At 72.6% G+C, this 17,124-nt stretch carries 15 protein-coding genes; 5 read left to right on the top strand and 10 right to left on the bottom strand.

The window, feature by feature from the left end; genetic code table 11:
• Nucleotides 1–31 precede the first annotated feature (31 nt).
• Nucleotides 32–892 carry a 3-methyl-2-oxobutanoate hydroxymethyltransferase gene (panB, locus tag ACZ4UB_RS33420; RefSeq protein ID WP_468076095.1) on the bottom strand — a complete coding sequence of 287 codons (861 nt, stop codon included), beginning with the start codon at nt 890–892 and terminating at the stop codon, nt 32–34.
• Nucleotides 893–1,210: 318 nt separating this feature from the next.
• Between panB and ACZ4UB_RS33415 the strand changes: the two genes are divergently transcribed.
• Nucleotides 1,211–2,239 (top strand): endonuclease/exonuclease/phosphatase family protein, encoded by a 1,029-nt coding sequence (locus tag ACZ4UB_RS33415; protein ID WP_468076093.1) that lies wholly within the window; start codon nt 1,211–1,213, stop codon nt 2,237–2,239.
• A 51-nt stretch (nt 2,240–2,290) separates the two neighbouring features.
• Here the strand turns inward: ACZ4UB_RS33415 and ACZ4UB_RS33410 are convergent, their stop codons facing one another.
• The 4 genes from ACZ4UB_RS33410 to ACZ4UB_RS33395 form a co-directional block, all read right to left on the bottom strand.
• Nucleotides 2,291–4,045: an NAD+ synthase gene (locus ACZ4UB_RS33410; protein ID WP_354383533.1), complete on the bottom strand. Its 1,755-nt coding sequence runs from the start codon at nt 4,043–4,045 to the stop codon at nt 2,291–2,293.
• Nucleotides 4,046–4,161: 116 nt separating this feature from the next.
• Nucleotides 4,162–5,352: a DUF4190 domain-containing protein gene (locus tag ACZ4UB_RS33405; RefSeq protein ID WP_468076090.1), complete on the bottom strand. Its 1,191-nt coding sequence runs from the start codon at nt 5,350–5,352 to the stop codon at nt 4,162–4,164.
• A 117-nt stretch (nt 5,353–5,469) separates the two neighbouring features.
• On the bottom strand, nt 5,470–7,134 hold the full coding sequence (locus ACZ4UB_RS33400) for a multicopper oxidase family protein (RefSeq protein WP_468076088.1): 1,665 nt from the start codon (nt 7,132–7,134) through the stop codon (nt 5,470–5,472).
• Between the two features lie 94 nt (nt 7,135–7,228).
• Nucleotides 7,229–7,678: a DUF6153 family protein gene (locus ACZ4UB_RS33395; RefSeq protein WP_468076086.1), complete on the bottom strand. Its 450-nt coding sequence runs from the start codon at nt 7,676–7,678 to the stop codon at nt 7,229–7,231.
• Between the two features lie 72 nt (nt 7,679–7,750).
• Between ACZ4UB_RS33395 and ACZ4UB_RS33390 the strand changes: the two genes are divergently transcribed.
• Together ACZ4UB_RS33390 and ACZ4UB_RS33385 are read left to right on the top strand one after the other, a co-directional pair.
• Nucleotides 7,751–8,437: a DUF998 domain-containing protein gene (locus ACZ4UB_RS33390; protein WP_468076084.1), complete on the top strand. Its 687-nt coding sequence runs from the start codon at nt 7,751–7,753 to the stop codon at nt 8,435–8,437.
• Entirely contained in the window at nt 8,434–9,351 is a 918-nt protein-coding gene (locus ACZ4UB_RS33385) for an alpha/beta fold hydrolase (protein ID WP_468076082.1), read from the top strand. The genes ACZ4UB_RS33390 and ACZ4UB_RS33385 overlap by 4 nt, the downstream gene beginning before the upstream one ends.
• On the opposite strand, the gene ACZ4UB_RS33380 is transcribed toward ACZ4UB_RS33385, so the two are convergent.
• The 3 genes from ACZ4UB_RS33380 to ACZ4UB_RS33370 all read right to left on the bottom strand — a co-directional run bounded on the left by ACZ4UB_RS33380 (nt 9,336) and on the right by ACZ4UB_RS33370 (nt 11,261).
• On the bottom strand, nt 9,336–9,755 hold the full coding sequence (locus ACZ4UB_RS33380; RefSeq protein ID WP_468076080.1) for a CBS domain-containing protein: 420 nt from the start codon (nt 9,753–9,755) through the stop codon (nt 9,336–9,338). The genes ACZ4UB_RS33385 and ACZ4UB_RS33380 overlap by 16 nt on opposite strands.
• 130 nt (nt 9,756–9,885) lie before the next feature.
• Nucleotides 9,886–10,608 carry a DUF305 domain-containing protein gene (locus ACZ4UB_RS33375; RefSeq protein WP_468076078.1) on the bottom strand — a complete coding sequence of 241 codons (723 nt, stop codon included), beginning with the start codon at nt 10,606–10,608 and terminating at the stop codon, nt 9,886–9,888.
• Nucleotides 10,605–11,261, bottom strand: coding sequence for a DUF3105 domain-containing protein (locus ACZ4UB_RS33370; RefSeq protein ID WP_468076076.1), 657 nt, complete (start codon nt 11,259–11,261; stop codon nt 10,605–10,607). Before ACZ4UB_RS33370 ends, ACZ4UB_RS33375 begins: the two co-directional genes overlap by 4 nt.
• A gap of 212 nt (nt 11,262–11,473) precedes the next feature.
• On the opposite strand from ACZ4UB_RS33370, the gene glnA reads away from it, so the two are divergent.
• Together glnA and ACZ4UB_RS33360 are read left to right on the top strand one after the other, a co-directional pair.
• Nucleotides 11,474–12,835, top strand: a complete 1,362-nt coding sequence (gene glnA, locus ACZ4UB_RS33365) for a type I glutamate--ammonia ligase (RefSeq protein ID WP_330330117.1) — start codon at nt 11,474–11,476, stop codon at nt 12,833–12,835.
• A gap of 200 nt (nt 12,836–13,035) precedes the next feature.
• Nucleotides 13,036–13,692, top strand: coding sequence for a DUF6082 family protein (locus ACZ4UB_RS33360; protein WP_468076074.1), 657 nt, complete (start codon nt 13,036–13,038; stop codon nt 13,690–13,692).
• Between the two features lie 82 nt (nt 13,693–13,774).
• Here the strand turns inward: ACZ4UB_RS33360 and ACZ4UB_RS33355 are convergent, their stop codons facing one another.
• Nucleotides 13,775–14,671, bottom strand: a complete 897-nt coding sequence (locus tag ACZ4UB_RS33355; RefSeq protein WP_468076072.1) for a hypothetical protein — start codon at nt 14,669–14,671, stop codon at nt 13,775–13,777.
• A 158-nt stretch (nt 14,672–14,829) separates the two neighbouring features.
• Nucleotides 14,830–16,941 (bottom strand): PIG-L family deacetylase, encoded by a 2,112-nt coding sequence (locus ACZ4UB_RS33350; protein ID WP_468076070.1) that lies wholly within the window; start codon nt 16,939–16,941, stop codon nt 14,830–14,832.
• Nucleotides 16,942–17,124: the final 183 nt, after the last annotated feature.

The raw sequence follows: 17,124 nt of genomic DNA, 5'->3' as shown, positions 1-17,124 counted from the left end.
CGGCTGTCGGTGGGTCGCCGACGGTCGTCGGTCAGTGGACGCTGTGCTCTTCCAGCGGGAACGTTCCGCCGACCACGTCCTCGGCGAAGGCCTTCGCCGCGTCCGTCATCGTCGCCCGCAGGTTCGCGTACTGCTTCACGAACTTCGGCATCTTTCCGCCGGTCAGGCCCATCATGTCGGTCCACACCAGGACCTGCGCGTCGCACTGCGAGCCCGCGCCGATGCCGACGGTCGGGATGTGCAGGGACCGGGTCACCTCGGCCGCCAGCTCGGCCGGCACCAGCTCCAGCACCACGGCGAAGGCACCCGCGTCCTGCGCCGCCTTCGCGTCCCGCAGCAGCTGGTGCGCGGCCTCGTCGCCGCGCCCCTGCACCCGGTAGCCCATGGCGTTGACGGACTGCGGGGTCAGCCCCAGGTGGGACATGACCGGGATGCCGGACTGCACGATCAGCTCGGTCTGGGCCAGCGAGCGCTCGCCGCCCTCCAGCTTGACCGCGCCGACGCCGGCCTCCTTGACCAGGCGCGTGGCGCTGCGCAGCGCCTGGACCGCGCCTTCCTGGTACGAGCCGAACGGCAGGTCGCCGACGATCAGGGCGCGGCTGGTGCCCCGTACGACGGCCGCCGACAGCAGGGTCATCTCGTCCATGGTCACCGGGACGGTGGTCTCGTAGCCGAGGTGGCAGTTGCCCATCGAGTCACCGACGAGGACGACCGGGATCCCGGCCTCGTCGAAGACGGACGCGGTCATCGCGTCGTAAGCGGTGAGCATGGGCCACTTCTCGCCGCGTTCCTTGGCGATGCCGAGGTCACGGACGGTGATGCGACGGCTCCCCTTGCCCCCGTACAGGGTGGGGCCGGCGGCTTCGCGGGCAGGCGAAACGGCATGCGTCATTGCAACTGCTCCTTGTGTCATCTCGAGGCACCCTCACGGCGTCCCCGGACTCACCCACCATGGTGGCACCACCGCGCCCCGGGACGGTAGTGCTGCGCCGCCCAGTACGTCACACCTTGCCCATGTCCCGGCGGCGTCCCAGCCGCCCGCGAGGCGCGCCCGAGCCAATGTGCGCGTTTCGTGACAAGCGGAACCTTGTCCGCACGGCCGTTCGTCCTCCGGGTTGTACGGGCCGGTGAGGACGGCACGGATGGCTCCGGACATCGCCTAGGGTCAAGGGGCGGGGACGGAGCGCGAGCACGGCAGTGAGGGCATGGCATGGCACAGGCGTACGTGACGGATACGGGGAACGGCGGTCCGGAGCCCGAGCCCGCCGGACCCGGCCTCCGTGGCCGACTGGCCGCCCTGCGCAAGGATCCGGGGATCTGGCGGCGCGGCATCGTCACCGCCGTGGTCGCCGTACTGATCGCGCTCGTGATGGTCTTCCACGCCACGCTGCCCAATGACGTGGGCAACCTCGGCAGTCTCATCGAGACCTTCCTGCCGTGGCTGGCGGTGCCCATCGCCCTGCTGCTGGTCATCGGCCTCGTCCGCAAGTCCGCTACGGCCCTGATCGCGCTGCTGCTCCCGTCCGTGATCTGGGTGCACCTCTTCGGCGGCCTGGTCACCGACAAGTCCGGCTCGGGCGGCAACCTGATGGTCGCCACGCACAACGTCGACGCCGACAACCTCGACCCGCGCGGTACCGCCGCCGCGATGGCGAAGTCGGGGGCCGACGTGCTGGCGCTGACCGAGCTCAAGGCGGGCGCCGTGCCGCTGTACGAGCAGGCGCTGGCGAGCACGTACAAGTACCACGCGGTCGAGGGCACCGTCGGCGTGTGGAGCAAGTACCCGCTGTCCTCCAGCAAGCCCGTCGACATCAAGCTCGGCTGGACCCGCGCCATGCGCACCACCGTGGACACCCCCTACGGCCAGGTCGCCACCTACATCGCGCACCTGCCCTCGGTCCGGGTGAAGCTGAACGCGGGCTTCACCGCCAACCAGCGCGACAACAGCGCCGGGGCCCTGGGCGCCGCGCTCGCCGGCGAACCGCTGAAGAAGGTCCTGCTGCTCGGCGACCTCAACGGCACGATGAACGACCGCGCCCTGTCCGAGGTCACCTCGCAGATGCGCTCCACGCAGGGCGCTGCGGGCGACGGCTTCGGCTTCAGCTGGCCGGCCCAGTTCCCGATGGCCCGGATCGACCAGATCATGGTCCGCGGCATCACGCCCGAGGCCTCCTGGACGCTGGGGCGCACCGGCAGCGACCACCTGCCGATCGCCGCGCGGCTCACCGTCCGGCCGTGACACCGGGCTCCCGGTGCGGGTGCAGCGCGCACCCGCACCGGGGGAGCGGGCTCAGCCCCGCTCGCGCCAGCCGTTGGTGATCGGCAGCCGGCGGTCCTTGCCGAAGCCCTTCGCGGAGATCTTGGTGCCCGGCGGGTACTGGCGGCGCTTGTACTCCGCCGTGTCCACCATTCGCAGGGTCTTCGCGACCAGCGCCCGGTCGTAGCCGGCCGCGACGATCTCCTCCAGGCCCTGGTCCCGGTCCACGTACAGCGCCAGGATCCCGTCGAGCACCGGGTAGTCGGGCAGCGAGTCCGTGTCCACCTGGCCCGGGCGCAGCTCGGCGCTCGGCGGCTTCTCGATCGAGGAGACCGGGATCGGCGGGGTCTCGCCGCGCTCGACGGCCGCCCGGTTGCGGTAGCGGGCGAGCCGGAAGACGTCGCTCTTGTAGACGTCCTTGATCGGGCCGTAGGCGCCGACGGAGTCGCCGTAGAGGGTCGAGTAGCCGACGGCCAGCTCCGACTTGTTGCCCGGGGCCAGCACGATGTGGCCCTCCTGGTTGGACACCGCCATCAGCATCGTGCCGCGCAGCCGGGACTGGAGGTTCTCCTCGGCCAGGCCGGTCAGGCCCAGCGCACCCATGTAGGCGTCGAACATCGGCTCGATGGAGACGGTCCGCAGGTGCAGGCCGGTGCGCTCGGCCAGGTCCGCCGCGTCGCCCTTGGAGTGCTCCGAGGAGTACTTCGACGGCATCGAGATGCCGTGGACGTTCTGCGCGCCGATCGCGTCGCAGGCGATGGCGGCGACGAGCGCGGAGTCGATGCCGCCGGAGAGCCCGATCAGGACCGAGCGGAAGCCGTTCTTGCGGACGTAGGCGCGCAGGCCCACGACCAGGGCGTCGTAGACCTCCTCGTCGTCGTCGAGCCGCTCGGCGTACCCGCCGGTGACCACGGCGTCGTACGGCTCCACCGGCTCCTCGGACAGGACGACCCGGTCGATCCGCAGCCCGTCCTCCACCACGCCCTCGACGGGGGTCGGGGAGGCGGCCGGCAGGTCCAGGTCGACCAGCACGCAGCCCTCGGAGAACTGCGGGGCCCGCGCGATCACCTCGCCGTCCGCGTCGACGACGATGGAGTCGCCGTCGAAGACCAGCTCGTCCTGGCCGCCGATCATCGCCAGGTACGCGAGGGTGCAGCCGGCCTCCCGGGCGCGCTTCTGCACCAGTTCCAGGCGCTGGTCGTCCTTGTTGCGCTCGTAGGGCGAGGCGTTGACGGAGACCAGCAGCCCCGCCCCGGCGGCGCGGGTGGCCGGGACCCGGCCGCCGTCCTGCCAGAGGTCCTCGCAGATGGCCAGGGCCACGTCCACGCCGCGCACCCGGATGACCGGCTGGGTGTCGCCCGGCACGAAGTACCGGAACTCGTCGAAGACCCCGTAGTTGGGCAGGTGGTGCTTGGCGAAGCGGAGGGCGACCTTCCCGCCGTGCAGGACGGCGGCCGCGTTCTCCGGGGAACCGGCGGGCCGGCCGAGCCGCGGCACGGCCTTCTCGGTCCGGTCGAGGTAGCCGACGATCACCGGCAGGTCGCCGAAGCCCTCGGCCGCGAGCCGCTCCGCGAGGGCGACGAGCGCGGTGCGCGAGGCCTCGACGAAGGAACCGCGCAGCGCGAGGTCCTCGACGGGGTAGCCGGTCAGCGCCATCTCGGGGAACGCCACCAGGTGGGCGCCCTGCTCGGCGGCGTGCCGGGTCCAATGGACGACGGAGTCGGCGTTGGCGACGATGTTGCCGACGTGCGCGTCGATCTGATTCAGAGCGAGACGAAGTTGGGGCACGGCCCCACTCTAATCTCTAATCGTCGTTCTGACGCGATGTCCCTGACGCGGTGTCCCGGAAAGCTACTTCGGGACACCGCGTCGGACGGTCCGGGGCGGGGCGGGCCGGGGGCGGCTCAGCCGAGCGTGCCGCTCCAGATGGCGCCGTCGTACTTGCCGATGCCGGGCGCGATCTCGAACTGGATGCCCTTGGTGCCCTCGGGCAGACCGAAGGCGAAGACGCCGGTGGCCGACTGGCCGGGCAGCAGCGAGCCGGAGAACGGCCGCTCCACCTTGAAGTCGTACATCCGCTTCGACTCCAGCCCCTTGTCGTCGCGCGCCGAGGGCAGCGCGGCGCGCAGCTCGACCTTCTCCTTCGAGTTGTTGGTGATGGTGACGGTCACCTTCGCCGCGAACTTCGGGCGGTCCGGGTCGTACTTGTTGGGCTCCGGCGTGTAGCCGGCGGCCTCCTTGACCGCGACCTCGACCCCGTCGGGGTAGGTGAAGGCCTTGCCGAAGGGCAGCGCGGAGGTCTTGCCCGGGACGTCGACCTTGGGGCTCGGGCTCGGGCTCTCGTCCCCGAACTCGTCCTCGTCGTCCCAGGAGTCGCCGTGCGTCGGCGGCAGGCCCTCGTTGACCTGCTTGTCGATGCTCTTGACGATCTGGCTGGTGAAGTACGTGCCGGCGCCCGCCGCGGCCAGGCCGAGCACGCCGAGCACCGTGCCGGCTATCGCCATGGTCTTGCGCGGGGCGCCCTTGGACGCCTGGACCATGCCCGCGATGCCGAGGCCGATGGCGACCAGCCCCAGCAGCGCGCCGCCCCAGAAGAAGAAGGGGATGAAGCCGATCGGCACGCTGAGCACGCCGCAGACCAGGGCCGCCACGGCCATGCCGTTGTTCTGCGGGGCGCCGGAGCCGCCCGGGTAGGGCATGTTGGCGTACGCGCCGCCGTGCGGGCCCCACGGGTTCGCGGGCGGCTGCGGCTGACCGTAGGGCGGCGTACCGCCGGGGGCGCCCGGCGCGCCGGCGGACGGCGGGCCGAAGGGCGAGGGCGACGGCGGCGCGAAGGCGGAGGGCGCGGGCGCGGTCGGCGGGGTGGCCGGCGCGGTGGCCGGCGCCGCGGGCGCGGCGGCCTGCGCGGGCACGGCCGGGCTCCCGATCACGGTCGCCGCGTGGTGCACCGACGGGGCCGCGGGGGTCGTGGGCGCCGGGGTGCCCTCGGCCACCGTCGGCGGGCCGGACGGCGCGGCCGCGGGCGGCGCGTCGGCTGGCGGCGCGTCGACGGGCGACGTGTCGGCGGACGGCTTCGAGGGCTTGCTCAGGTCCAACGAAAATCCTCATGTAGGGGTGCGGCGCGGTGATCTTCCACCCTGCCACGCCCCGCACCCCCGACCAACCGGATTGCCGGCTCCCGGATCAGCGCCCGGGAGCCGGCCCCCGGGCCGTCAGCGCTGGTACCCCAGCACCGTCATCATCCCGGCCTCCGCGTGGTAGACGTTGTGGCAATGCAGCATCCACAGCCCCGGGTTGTCGGCGTCGAAGTCGGCGGTCAGGGCGGCCCCCGGCAGGATCACCGCGGTGTCCTTGCGGGCGCCGCCCGGCTGAGCGCCGAGGGCGAAGGTGTGCCCGTGCAGGTGCAGCGGGTGCCACATCGTTGTGGAGTTGTTGAACTCCAGCCGGATCCGTTCGCCCGCCTTCACCGGGTGCCGCTGGTCCGCCGCGTACGGCTTCCCGTCGAAGGCCCAGTCGTACGCCGCCATCCCGCCCGTCAGCTTGATGCGCAGCGTCCGGTCGGGCTCGCGTGCGGCGAGGGCCGCGGCCCCGGCGGCCCGCAACCGGTCCGCGGTCAGGGGCGCGGCGGCCAGCTCGGCGGGCCGGGTCGCGGCGGTGGGCGCCGCCCCGCTCCCGGTGCGCAGCAGCGCGAGCGCCGAGGCGCCGTCCCCCTTGCCCTCGGCCAGCGCGGTCAGGGGGAAGACGCCGTCCCCTGCCGTGACGAGGACGTCGTACCGCTCGCCCATGCCGAGCAGCAGCGAGCCGGCCTTCGCGTGCTCCACGGGGAAGCCGTCGGTGTGCGTGACCGTCAGTTCGTGGCCGCCGAGGGCGAGCCGGAAGGCGGTGTCCCCGCCCGCGTTGATGATGCGCAGCCGGATCCGTTCGCCGGGGCGGGCCGTGAAGACGGAAGGGTCCTGCGCCGTGCGCCCGTTGACCAGGTAGTGCGGGTAGGCGACGTCGCCGGTGTCCTTGCCGAGCACGGCGCTGCCCCCGCCGCCCATCAGCATGCGCGAGGGCCCGGCGGGGGCGGATCCGGAGGGGGAGCCGGGCGTCATGGCGCCCATGTCGTGGCCGCCGGCGCCGCCGTGGCCCGCTCCCGGGCCCATGCCCTTGCGGAGTTCGGCGAGGACGGCGTCCGGGGTGGAGCCGTCGATCCCGTCCAGCCAGTCGTCCAGGACCACCACCCACTCCTTGTCGTAGGAGAGGGGCTCCCGGGGGTCCTCGACGATCAGCGGGGCGTACAGTCCGCGGTCCTGCTGGACCCCGGAGTGCGGGTGGAACCAGTACGTCCCCGGGTGCGGCACGGCGAAGCGGTACGTGAACGACGCGCCCGGCGCGACGTCCCGCTGGGTGAGCCCCGGCACCCCGTCCATGTCGTTGCGCAGGGCCAGGCCGTGCCAGTGCAGGGAGGTCGCCCGGGGCAGGTGGTTGGCCAGGGTCAGGGCGAGGGTGCCGCCCGCGGTGACCCGCACCTCCTGGCCCGGCAGCCGGTCGCCGTAGGCCCAGGAGCGCGCGGTCAGGCCCGCCCCGAGGTCCAGCGGGCCCGCGGTGGCGGTCAGTTTCACCTCGCTGACCGGGCCGGTGGCCTTGCGGGCCGCCTCCGCGGCCCGGACCTCGGGGCCGGCGGGGTCGACGTAACCGCCGGGGGCGGCCGGGGTGGAGCCGCCGGCCATGGATCCGTGGTCCATGGATCCGTGGTCCATGCCGGAGCCGCCGGAGCCGCCCGAACAGGCGGCGAGCAGAGCGGATCCGGCCACGGCGGCGGAGGCGCCGAGCACGGCCCGCCGGGTGGGGAGGGCGGGGCGGGGCGTGCTGCTGGTGATTGCGGGAGAGCGCATGGACGTGCACCTCGTGGGTGTGGTGACGCGTGGGTGGATGGGCGACGGCAGCCGTCGCTCCCGCGGGCGTGCGGGGGCCACGGCGCGGCCCGTCCTATACGCGCAGCACCACCAGTCGGGCGAGGAGTTCGCGGACCGTGGGCGGATCGGGCCCGCCGTGCGCCCGCACCCCGCGGGCCTCCCGCCGAGCGGTGGCCGCGGCCCCGGTCCGCGCCAGCGCGAGCACGCTCGACAGGCTGATCCCGGCGAGCAGCACGGCAAGGCACACCGACATGGGGTCCATCGCCATCCCGCCGTCCGGCCCGCGCACCTGTGTCCGCGCCGCGTCGGCGATTGCGGGCACGGCCGGGGCGGGCATCGCGTGGGCGGCGGGTGCGGGTGCGCCGTGGGCAACGGCGTGGGCGGTCGCTGCGTCCTGTCCGACAGGGGAGTCGTCCGGGTGGCCCAGCGTGTGCATGGTGACGATGCCCAGCAGCAGCGCGGCGAGCAGCAGCACCCGGGACCACCGGGCGGCTCGCGGCGTGCGGCGGGCAGCGGACCTCATGCGCGGCAGCTTACCCCGGGTGGGTATCCGATGATCCGATTGACCCCGGCCCTGCTTAGGATTGGTCCCACTATGTCCACAAACGGTACGCGACGCGTCGCCGCCCTCTTCGGCCTGGGCGCCGCCGCCTACACCGCCTGGGTGCTCGAAGTCGTGCTGTCCACCGGTCTCAACCCCATCGAGACCTACGTCAGCGAACTCGCCGCCCAGGACCAGCCGCTCGGCGGCCTCTTCCGGGCCACCGACTTCACCGCGGGCCTGCTGGCCTTCGCCGGCGGCCTGTTCGCCCTCCTGCGGCTGCGCACCGACGCCGGATCCCGGCGGCCCTGGGCGGTCATCGGCTGGGCGGGCGTCACCCTCTTCGGCGCCGCCACCGCCGCCGACGCCTGGCTGCCGCTCAGCTGCACCCCGACCGTCGATCCCGAATGCGCCGCCCGGGAGACCGCCGGCCTGGTCCCCGCGACCCATCAGGCCCACGCCATCAGCAGCAGCCTGGCCATGACCGGGGCCCTCGTCGGCATCGTCGCACTGACCGTCGCCGCGCGCCGGTACGGCTGGTGGGCCCCGCTCGCCCGCTACGGCCCGGTGCTCGTCACGCTGGAACTCCTCGCCACCGCGTGGACCCTGAGCGCGATCGCCCTCTTCACCGCCGGGCGCGGGACCTGGGCGCTCGGCGCGGGCCAGCGGCTCCAGGTGCTGTTCGTCGCGCTCTGGCTCGGCCTGCTCGCGTACTCCGTCCACAAGGAGCGCCGCACGTGACGGGCGCCCGGGGGGCCGGCCGCGGGGCGTACGAGGGCTTCGTGCGGTGCGGCGACGGCGTGCCGCTGCACGTGGTGGTCGAGGGCGGCGGCCCGGTCTGCGTGCTCGCCGCCGGCCTCGGGCTCGGCTGGTTCGACTGGGACCCGGTGGCCGCGCTGCTGGCCCCGCACCGCACCGTCGTCCGCTTCGACCGCCCCGGCCACGGGCTCAGCGCCCCCGCCGCCGAGCCGCCGACCGCCGCGGGCGAGGCCCGCCGGATCGCGGCGCTGCTCGACGCGCTCGGCCCGCGCGGTCGGGCCCCCGCCACCGTCGTCGGCCATTCCATCGCCGGCTTCCACGCCGAAGCCTTCGCCCGCCTGTACCCGGCCCGGACCGCCGCACTGGTGCTGCTCGACAGCAGCGTCGAGGAGGTGCCCCCGCGGCCGCTGCTCCCGGCCGCCGTGCGCGGCGGCGCCGCGCGGGCGCTCGGGCGGGCCGTCGCCGCCGCGGGACTGCCCGCCGCCGTCGGGCCGCTGCTGCGCCGGGCCGGCGTACGGGCCTCCCGGACCGGCGGCGCCGACCCGGCCGCGCGGGAGCTCGTACGCCGCTGCTACCGCACGGGCCGGGTCTGGCGGGGGACCCTGCTGGAGAACTCCCGCTACGTGGACGTGGCCGCCGAGGTGCTGGCCCTGCGCGCGGAGCACCCGCTGCGCGCGCCCGTCACGGTGCTCGCCGGCTACGACGGCTCCGCGCGGCCGGGTGCGCTGCACTGGCTCGGCCGCCAGGCGGACCTCGCCGACCGGCTGGGCGCCCGCTTCGAGGTGGCCGACCCCTCGGGGCACATGGTCATGCTGGACCGCCCGGACCAGGTGGCCCGGACGGTCCTGGACGCGGCCGCGGGACCGGCCGCGGCCGGCGGTCAGCCCCGGGCGTAGACCTTCTCGGCCCAGCCCGCTATCTGCTCGTCCGACAGGTGGCGGGCCAGGTCGGCCTCACTGATCATGCCGACCAGCCGCTTGTCCCGGATGACCGGGAGGCGCCGGATGCGGTGGTTCTGCATCTCGTCGAGCACGTCCGACACGTCCGCCTCCACGTCGATCCATCGGGGGGTGCCCTGCGCCATCTCCCCGGCCGTGGTCTTCGCCGGGTCGTGGCCCTTGGCCACGCAGCCCACCACGATGTCCCGGTCGGTCAGGATCCCGCAGAGCCGTTCGTTCTCGTCGCTGATCGGGAGCGCGCCCACGCCGAGGCGCGCCATCAGCTGGGCCGCCCGGTCCAGGGTCTCGGTGGCGGGGATCCATTGGGCCCCGGGGTGCATGATCTCTCCGGCGGTGGTCATCGCGAACCTCCTGAGCACGCCGTTTCGCCGGGCGCGGGGTGCGTCCGCGGCGGCCCCACCATCCTGGGTCACCCGTTCGGCCCACGCGAGCGCTGGCGGCCGTACGGGTGAAACGGGCAGGGGGAACGGCTCACGGGCGCGGTGCGGCTCCGCGCTTGCCCAGCATGTCCGCCATCAGGGTCAGCTCCGACTGCTGCGCCTCGGCCATGCCCTGGGCCAGCTTCTGCTCGGCAGGGGTCCGGCAGAGCTTCGCGCAGCCCAGCGCCATCGCGACCCCGCCCTTGTGGTGGTCGGTCATCAGCTGGAGGTAGAGGACCTCGGCGTCCCGCCCCTGGGCGGTGCCCAGCCGCGCCAGCTCCTCCTTCGTGGCCATCCCGGGCATCAGCGCGCCCGGCTTGGTCGTGGCGCCGGCGCCGGAGTGCCCCGCCATGCCCTCCATGCCCTCCATGCCGCCCGTGTCGCCCATGTCGTGGCCGGCGGTCCCGTCGGCGGCGTTCATCCAGGACATCGGCGGATCGCCGGGCGTCACCTTCGGCAGCCCCCACAGGTCCAGCCAGCCCAGCAGCATCCCGCGCTGGTTCGCCTGGGTGTTGGCGATGTCGTAGGCGAGGCTGCGGGTCGCCTCGTCCTGGGTGCGGTCGCGCACGATGAACGACATCTCCACCGCCTGCTGGTGGTGCACCGCCATGTCCCGGGCGAACCCCGCGTCCGGCGAGGACACCGCGGGCACCCGCCCGGGGCCGTCCGCCGCGTCCGCGGTGCCTCCGCTCACCGCCGCGATCATCGTCGCGGCCGCCGCGAAGAGCAGCGCCAGGACGACCGCGCTGCCCGCCGCCCAGTAGGTACGGCTCACTTCTGGTCCAGGCCGCTCGTGCAGGCCGCACCGGGCTCCGGGGTCTGCGCGCCCTGGACGTAGGTGCTGAAGAACGTGTCCACGCGCGGGTCCGTCGCCTTGTCCACGCTGAGCTGCTTGCCCCAGGCACTGAGCATGATCGCGCCGGACTGGGTCTTGTCCGGGCTCATCAGCGTGTACGGGGTCTTGCCCACCTTCGCCGCGAGCGCGTCGACGTCCGCCGTGGCGGCCTTGTCGTTGTAGGTGACCCAGACCGCGCCGTGCTCCAGCGAGTGGACCGCGTTCACCTCGGGGATCGGGTTCTTGTAGACGTCGCCGTTGCAGTTCATCCAGCGCGGGTTGTGGTCACCGCCGACCGGGGGGTTCATCGGGTACGTCACCGGGGTGTCGACGTGCGTGCGCCCGAGCTTCTTGGCGTCCCAGCTCGCCACGCCCGTCACCGAGTCCATGGTGAACGCGGGAGGGGCGTCCTTCTTGTCCATCTGGTTCTTCAGCACGTACCCGCCGAAGCCGACGAGGCCGGCGACGAGGACCGTGGACCCCGTGATGACGAGGATCTTGTTGCGCCGGTCACGGGACTTCTCCGCCCGGCGCATGTCGGCTATGCGCGCCTTGCGGGACTGGTCCGGGGTGCTGCTGGACTTGCTCGCCATGTCAGTCCTTCTGCGGGGAGGGGCGTGCTGGGGGGACCCCTTTGGGCGCAGGGTAATGCTCATGACCCGTCCAAGGTCAGTCCGGGGGTGCCACGAGCTTGCCGGGGTGCGTAATCTGGCGGAAACCACCGCTCGCGATACTGGGTCCGCCCGACCGTGCCCCACGGCCGCTGGATGTGGTGCACAGGCCGTCTGAACTGCGAGGATGAGGCATGGACAAGCAGCAGGAATTCGTCCTCCGGACGCTTGAGGAGCGCGACATCCGCTTCGTGCGCCTGTGGTTCACCGACGTACTGGGCTTCCTGAAGTCCGTCGCGGTCGCCCCCGCGGAGCTGGAGCAGGCCTTCGACGAGGGCATCGGCTTCGACGGCTCGGCGATCGAGGGCTTCGCCCGGGTCTACGAGTCGGACATGATCGCCAAGCCGGATCCGAGCACCTTCCAGATACTGCCGTGGCGGGCGGAGGCCCCCGGTACCGCGCGGATGTTCTGCGACATCCTGATGCCCGACGGCTCCCCGTCCTACGCGGACCCGCGCTACGTCCTCAAGCGCATCCTGAACAAGACCTCCGACCTCGGCTTCACCTTCTACACCCACCCCGAGATCGAGTTCTTCCTGCTGAAGGACAAGCCGCTCGACGGCACCCGCCCGACCCCCGCGGACAACTCCGGCTACTTCGACCACACTCCGCAGAACGTGGGCATGGACTTCCGCCGCCAGGCGATCACCATGCTCGAATCCATGGGCATCTCGGTCGAGTTCAGCCACCACGAGGGCGCCCCGGGCCAGCAGGAGATCGACCTGCGCTACGCCGACGCCCTCTCCACGGCCGACAACATCATGACCTTCCGCCTGGTGATGAAGCAGGTCGCCCTCGAACAGGGCGTCCAGGCCACCTTCATGCCGAAGCCGTTCTCGGAGTACCCCGGCTCGGGCATGCACACCCACCTCTCCCTCTTCGAAGGCGACCGCAACGCCTTCTACGAGTCGGGCGCCGAGTACCAACTCTCCAAGGTGGGCCGCTCCTTCATCGCCGGCCTGCTGCGCCACGCCGCCGAGACGGCCGCGGTCACCAACCAGTGGGTCAACTCCTACAAGCGCATCTGGGGCGGCTCCTCGCGCACCGCGGGCTCCGGCGGCGAGGCGCCCTCGTACATCTGCTGGGGCCACAACAACCGCTCGGCCCTGATCCGCGTCCCGATGTACAAGCCGGGCAAGACGGGCTCCTCGCGCATCGAGGTCCGCTCGATCGACTCGGGCGCCAACCCCTACCTGACGTACGCGGTCCTCCTGGCCGCGGGCCTCAAGGGCATCGAGGAGGGCTACGAACTCCCGGCCGGCGCCGACGACGACGTCTGGGCCCTCTCCGACGCGGAACGCCGGGCGATGGGCATCGAACCCCTCCCGCAGAACCTGGGCGAGGCCATCTCCCTGATGGAGCGCAGCGAACTCGTCGCGGAGACCCTGGGCGAGCACGTCTTCGACTTCTTCCTGCGCAACAAGAAGCAGGAGTGGGAGGAGTACCGCAGCGAGGTCACGGCCTTCGAACTCCGCAAGATGATGCCGGTGCTGTAACGGCAGGTCAGCGGCCCCTGCGGGCCGTGCACGACACTCCGGGCCGACGGTCGACGACCGCCGGCCCGGAGCCGTCTCTTCCCGACCGTTACAGCGAGACAGTGCGGACCGCCCCCAGTTCAGCTGCGGTCTTGCTGCTCACACCGGGGTTGTCGATGATGGATCCCCGTAGTGCTGACCCGGGGGGGAGCGTGGGGTCGATGCAGCCCCAACAGCGTAGGTGGGCCTTCTGGTTCGGAGCAGGTCTTGCCGCATTGATCGCGATCCTTTCGACGCCCTTTCTGCTGGAGCGAGCGGTTCCTTCGGGGAAGGACTGGAACCGGCTCAGCGATGTGAGCCAGACCTACGGCGTGGCTTCGGTCTTCTTCTCGGCAGCCGCACTGCTTGGAGTCGTCGCCTCGATCGCGTACCAGGCACGGCAGACGAGCATCTCCAACCAAGAGGCGCAACGCGCCTCGCACCGCCAGCTTCTCCTGGTCGCGCTGGAGCATCCGGAGCTGCGGGTCTGCTGGGAGCCCATGGGCGGAGTGCGGTCCGAGGACCAGGCGCGCAAGGTGCTGTACACCAACTTGATCGTGAGCAACTGGAGCGCCGACTACCGCCTGCGGCGAGCGAATGAGCAGGCTGCCCGCGTCCAGCTCGAAATCCACTTTCAGGGCGAAGCCGCTCGTACCCACTGGGCTGTGTGCGCGGCCACGTGGCGTCGGTACGCCACGGCTGAAGGGGACCGTAGAGGCCTGCGCTTCGTCGAGTTGATGGACGAGAGCTACGAGCGGGCGTTGGTGGCCGGACCCGCAGTCCCTTCAGCCTCCTACTTCACACCGCCGGGCGGGGGCAGCGCGGCAGCTGCGCCGTGATGCGTGCGGCCTGCGGCCTGTGGCGTGCATGGCAGACGGGCCCGGTCCCCCCCCCAAGGGGGACCGGGCCCGTCGTCGTCAGTTACGGGTTGCGGAGGGTGACCAGCTTGGTTTTGGTGGCCGTGACGACCTGGCCGCCGTCCGGGTCGTAGGCGCGGGTGGCCAGGTCGAGGGCGACCGTGCCCTTGACGAAGGGGACGGGGGTGTCCCCGAGGGTCCAGGCCGTGGCCTTCCAGGGGACCTGCTTGCCCGGGGTGCACACGACCTCGATGGAGCCCACGATGCCGCTGGTGGTGGTGTGCTTCAGCTGCTGGACCGCCGTGCCGCTGATGTACAGGGTGACGGGCTTGGAGCAGGTGACCGTGCCGTGCACGGTGGCGCGGGCGGTCGGGGTGGTGGCCGTGCCGTCGGCGGCGACGGTCAGGTTCAGGGCCAGGCGGGCCGGGACGGGCGTCGCGGTGATGTTGAGCTCGCCGCGCAGGACGTTGCGGTCGTCGCAGTCCTGGTTGTAGTAGACCTGCAGCTCCTTCACCGTGCGCCCCGGACCCCACTCCAGCTTCTTGATGCCGAAGCCGCCGGTGAGGGTGGCGCAGCCGCCGCGGTAGCCGTTGGCGAACACGCTCGGTACGGCGGGACGCGGCCCGGTCTCCGGGAAGCGGACCGCGTCGGCGTAGTTGCCCACGGCCAGTTCCTGGCCCGCGGGCGCGGCCAGGTCGAGGGTCCACGGGTCGCCCGACCGGTTGATGGTCACCGAGATCGAGCCGTGGTCGGCGGAGGCGGTCGCGCCGAAGACGTCGCCGTCCGTCGAGGCGTACCAGCGGGCCTGATCGTCGCCGCCCTCGCCCGGGTCGCCGGACCACATGAACGTGCTGTTCCCGACCGGTGCGGCCTCGGCGACGGCTCCGCCGAGCAGTCCGGCGGCCGCCGGAAGGACCATGGCCAGCAGGGCGGCCGTGCGGACCAGGCCGCGTCCAGGCATGCGTATCTTCACAGTGTGGTTCCCCCCGAGTGGCGTGGTGTCACGCGTCAGGCCACGACGGCCTGAACCCGATGATCTTTGCCTGTTGGTTCAGGGCATGGCAAGACGCAACATCGGGGGATTTCGGGGGACTTCGGGGACACGCGTCGGGCCGGGCGTCAGGGGCGCGTGACCGCCGGGCGCCAGATCGTGCGCGAGACGCGGCTCAGGCTCAGGTCGGCGATGTCCGGGAGCGTGGTGGTGACGTGCAGTTCCGCGTCCAGGCCCAGGACCGCCGTGGTCGTGGCGCCGGCCGCGTCCAGGATGCTGGACGGCGCGCCGGCGTACAGCATCTGGGACTCCGTCCAGGCGGGCGCCGAACCGAGGGCGGTCGTGCTGATGGTGCCCGTGTCGGCGCGGCCCGTCAGCAGCCGGCCCGCGACGCTCACCGCGCCGTACCCGGCCCGCCCGCCCGCCTCCGCCACGTGCGAGACGACCGGCTTCGGCCCGCCCGCCGTGACCAGCGCGCTGCGCACGGTGCCCGAGTCGGGGCGGCGGAAGTACAGCCGTACGCCGTCCCCTTCGGCCACGGCCGAGACCGGGCCAGTGGTGGCCGGGAGGTCCGTGGCGAAGGGGCCCTGGAGGGGGCCGCCCGGGGTCTGCTGGGTCCAGGCCAGGACCGACTTGGGGGTGGCGGCGTACACGTGGCGGCGGCCGGCCGCGTCGGTCGCGGCCACCGGGTCGCCCTGGAGGTCCTCGCCGCCGAGCTTCTGCCACGGGCCGAAGGCGCCGCCGGGGGTCTGCTGCTCGCGGGCGCGCAGGGTGTGCTGCGCGTCGCGCACGTACACGGCCAGGCGGCCGTCGGCGCCCACGGCCGAGGCGGGGCCGCCGAGGTCCGAGGTGCCGGACGCGTCGGAGCCCTCGGGGGTGCCGAGCACCTGCCACGGGCCGAACGGGCCGTCGGGCGCGCCCTGGACGGCGTACACGACCTCGCGCCGGTAGTCCTGCGGCTGCGCGCCCGCCGTGGTGCGGGTGCCGAGTACGCCGATCCGGCCGTCGGGGAACCGGACGGCGGTGGCGCCCGGGTCCATGCCGGGACCGGGCAGCAGCTCGGGGCCGGCCCACTGGGCCTGCGGGCCGGTGCGGGTCCAGTACGCCATGCGGCCGTCGAGGACGGAGAAGGCCCAGAGGCGGCCGGCGACGCCGTCGGTCAGCCAGGAGGTGTCCTCGCCGCGCGAGTAGCGGATGCTCTGTGCCCAGTTGTGGCCGGTGGGGCGGGGGGCGACCTTGCGGTCGCCGCAGCCGTACGGGCTGCCGCAGTAGTCGGTGCGGTCCAGCCAGGCGTAGGTCTTGAGGAAGTTGACCTTCGCCTCGACCGTCTCCGGGTCGAGGGAGTGGGGCAGGGCGCTGTTGGCGTAGCCGAGGTAGTTCTGCACCGAGAAGTGCGGGCGGGCGGTGACGTCCGCGTAGCGCTCGGTGGCCACCTGGACGAAGCGGGCGCCGTACATGTGGTCCTGGTGGTCGGTTATCTTCCCGTCCTTGGCGTACCGGCCCGGCGTCGGATCCTGCATCCGTATCGTCGTCGGCTGGTACTGCTCCAGGATGCCGGTTATCGCCCGTATCGTCTGTTCCTTGGTGTAGGTGAAGGACTGCTTCACCGGGCTGCCGGAGGTCAGCAGCGAGGGCAGCGCGGCGACTTGGCCGCTCCACAGGCCGCGCAGGCTCTCGGGGCGTTCGTCGGCTATGGTGCGCGCCTCGGTCAGCTGCATCCACACCAGGTTGATCTGCGGCTTGGCGACCAGGACGTCCTGCTCGGCCCAGCCGCCCCCGGCGGTGGGGATCACGGTGCGCTTCCAGGCGCTGGTGCGGTCGCCGGTGGCCATCTGGGCGTAGGCGGAGCGGATGCCGTTCTGCCGGGCCTCGGCGTAGTGGGCCCGGTCGGCCGGCTGCGCCGGATCGTTGAAGGACGGTCCGACGGCCTCGTTCTTGCCGTCGGCCTCGCCGGAGGTGAGGTAGGCGGTGGTGACCTTGCGCCCGGAGAGCAGCGAGCGGCTCAGATCCGGGTTCATGAAGAAGAGGTCGTCGTCGGGGTGGGCGACGATCTGCAGCACCGAGCCGGCCGTGGTGCTCGGCGGTACGGACACGGCCTGGCGGACCTGGCCCTGACCCTGCGCGCCCGGACCGGAAGCCGTGATGAGGCCCTCCCCGTGGGCGACCGCGAGCACGCCGGTGGCACCGGCGGTGAGCACGGTGAGCAGCGTCGCCAGGCGAACGCGGCGGGAAACGGGCATCGGTCACGCCTTGGGGTCGTTCGGGTGCGGAAGAACCGCCGTGCAGTCAGAAAGAGGTCAATGCGGCGAACTTGGTTCACCGTTTCGACCGATGACTCCACTGCTTCCGGGCGTGACCGATTTTGATTGTGCACCGTGGGCGGATACGGGACGGTAAATGACCGGATTGTGGACGTACTGAAC

It is taken from the genome of Streptomyces sp. NPDC028419, assembly GCF_055565515.1.
The sequence above is the reverse complement of the archived record's forward strand: the minus strand, read 5'-3'. Positions and strand labels throughout refer to the sequence as shown.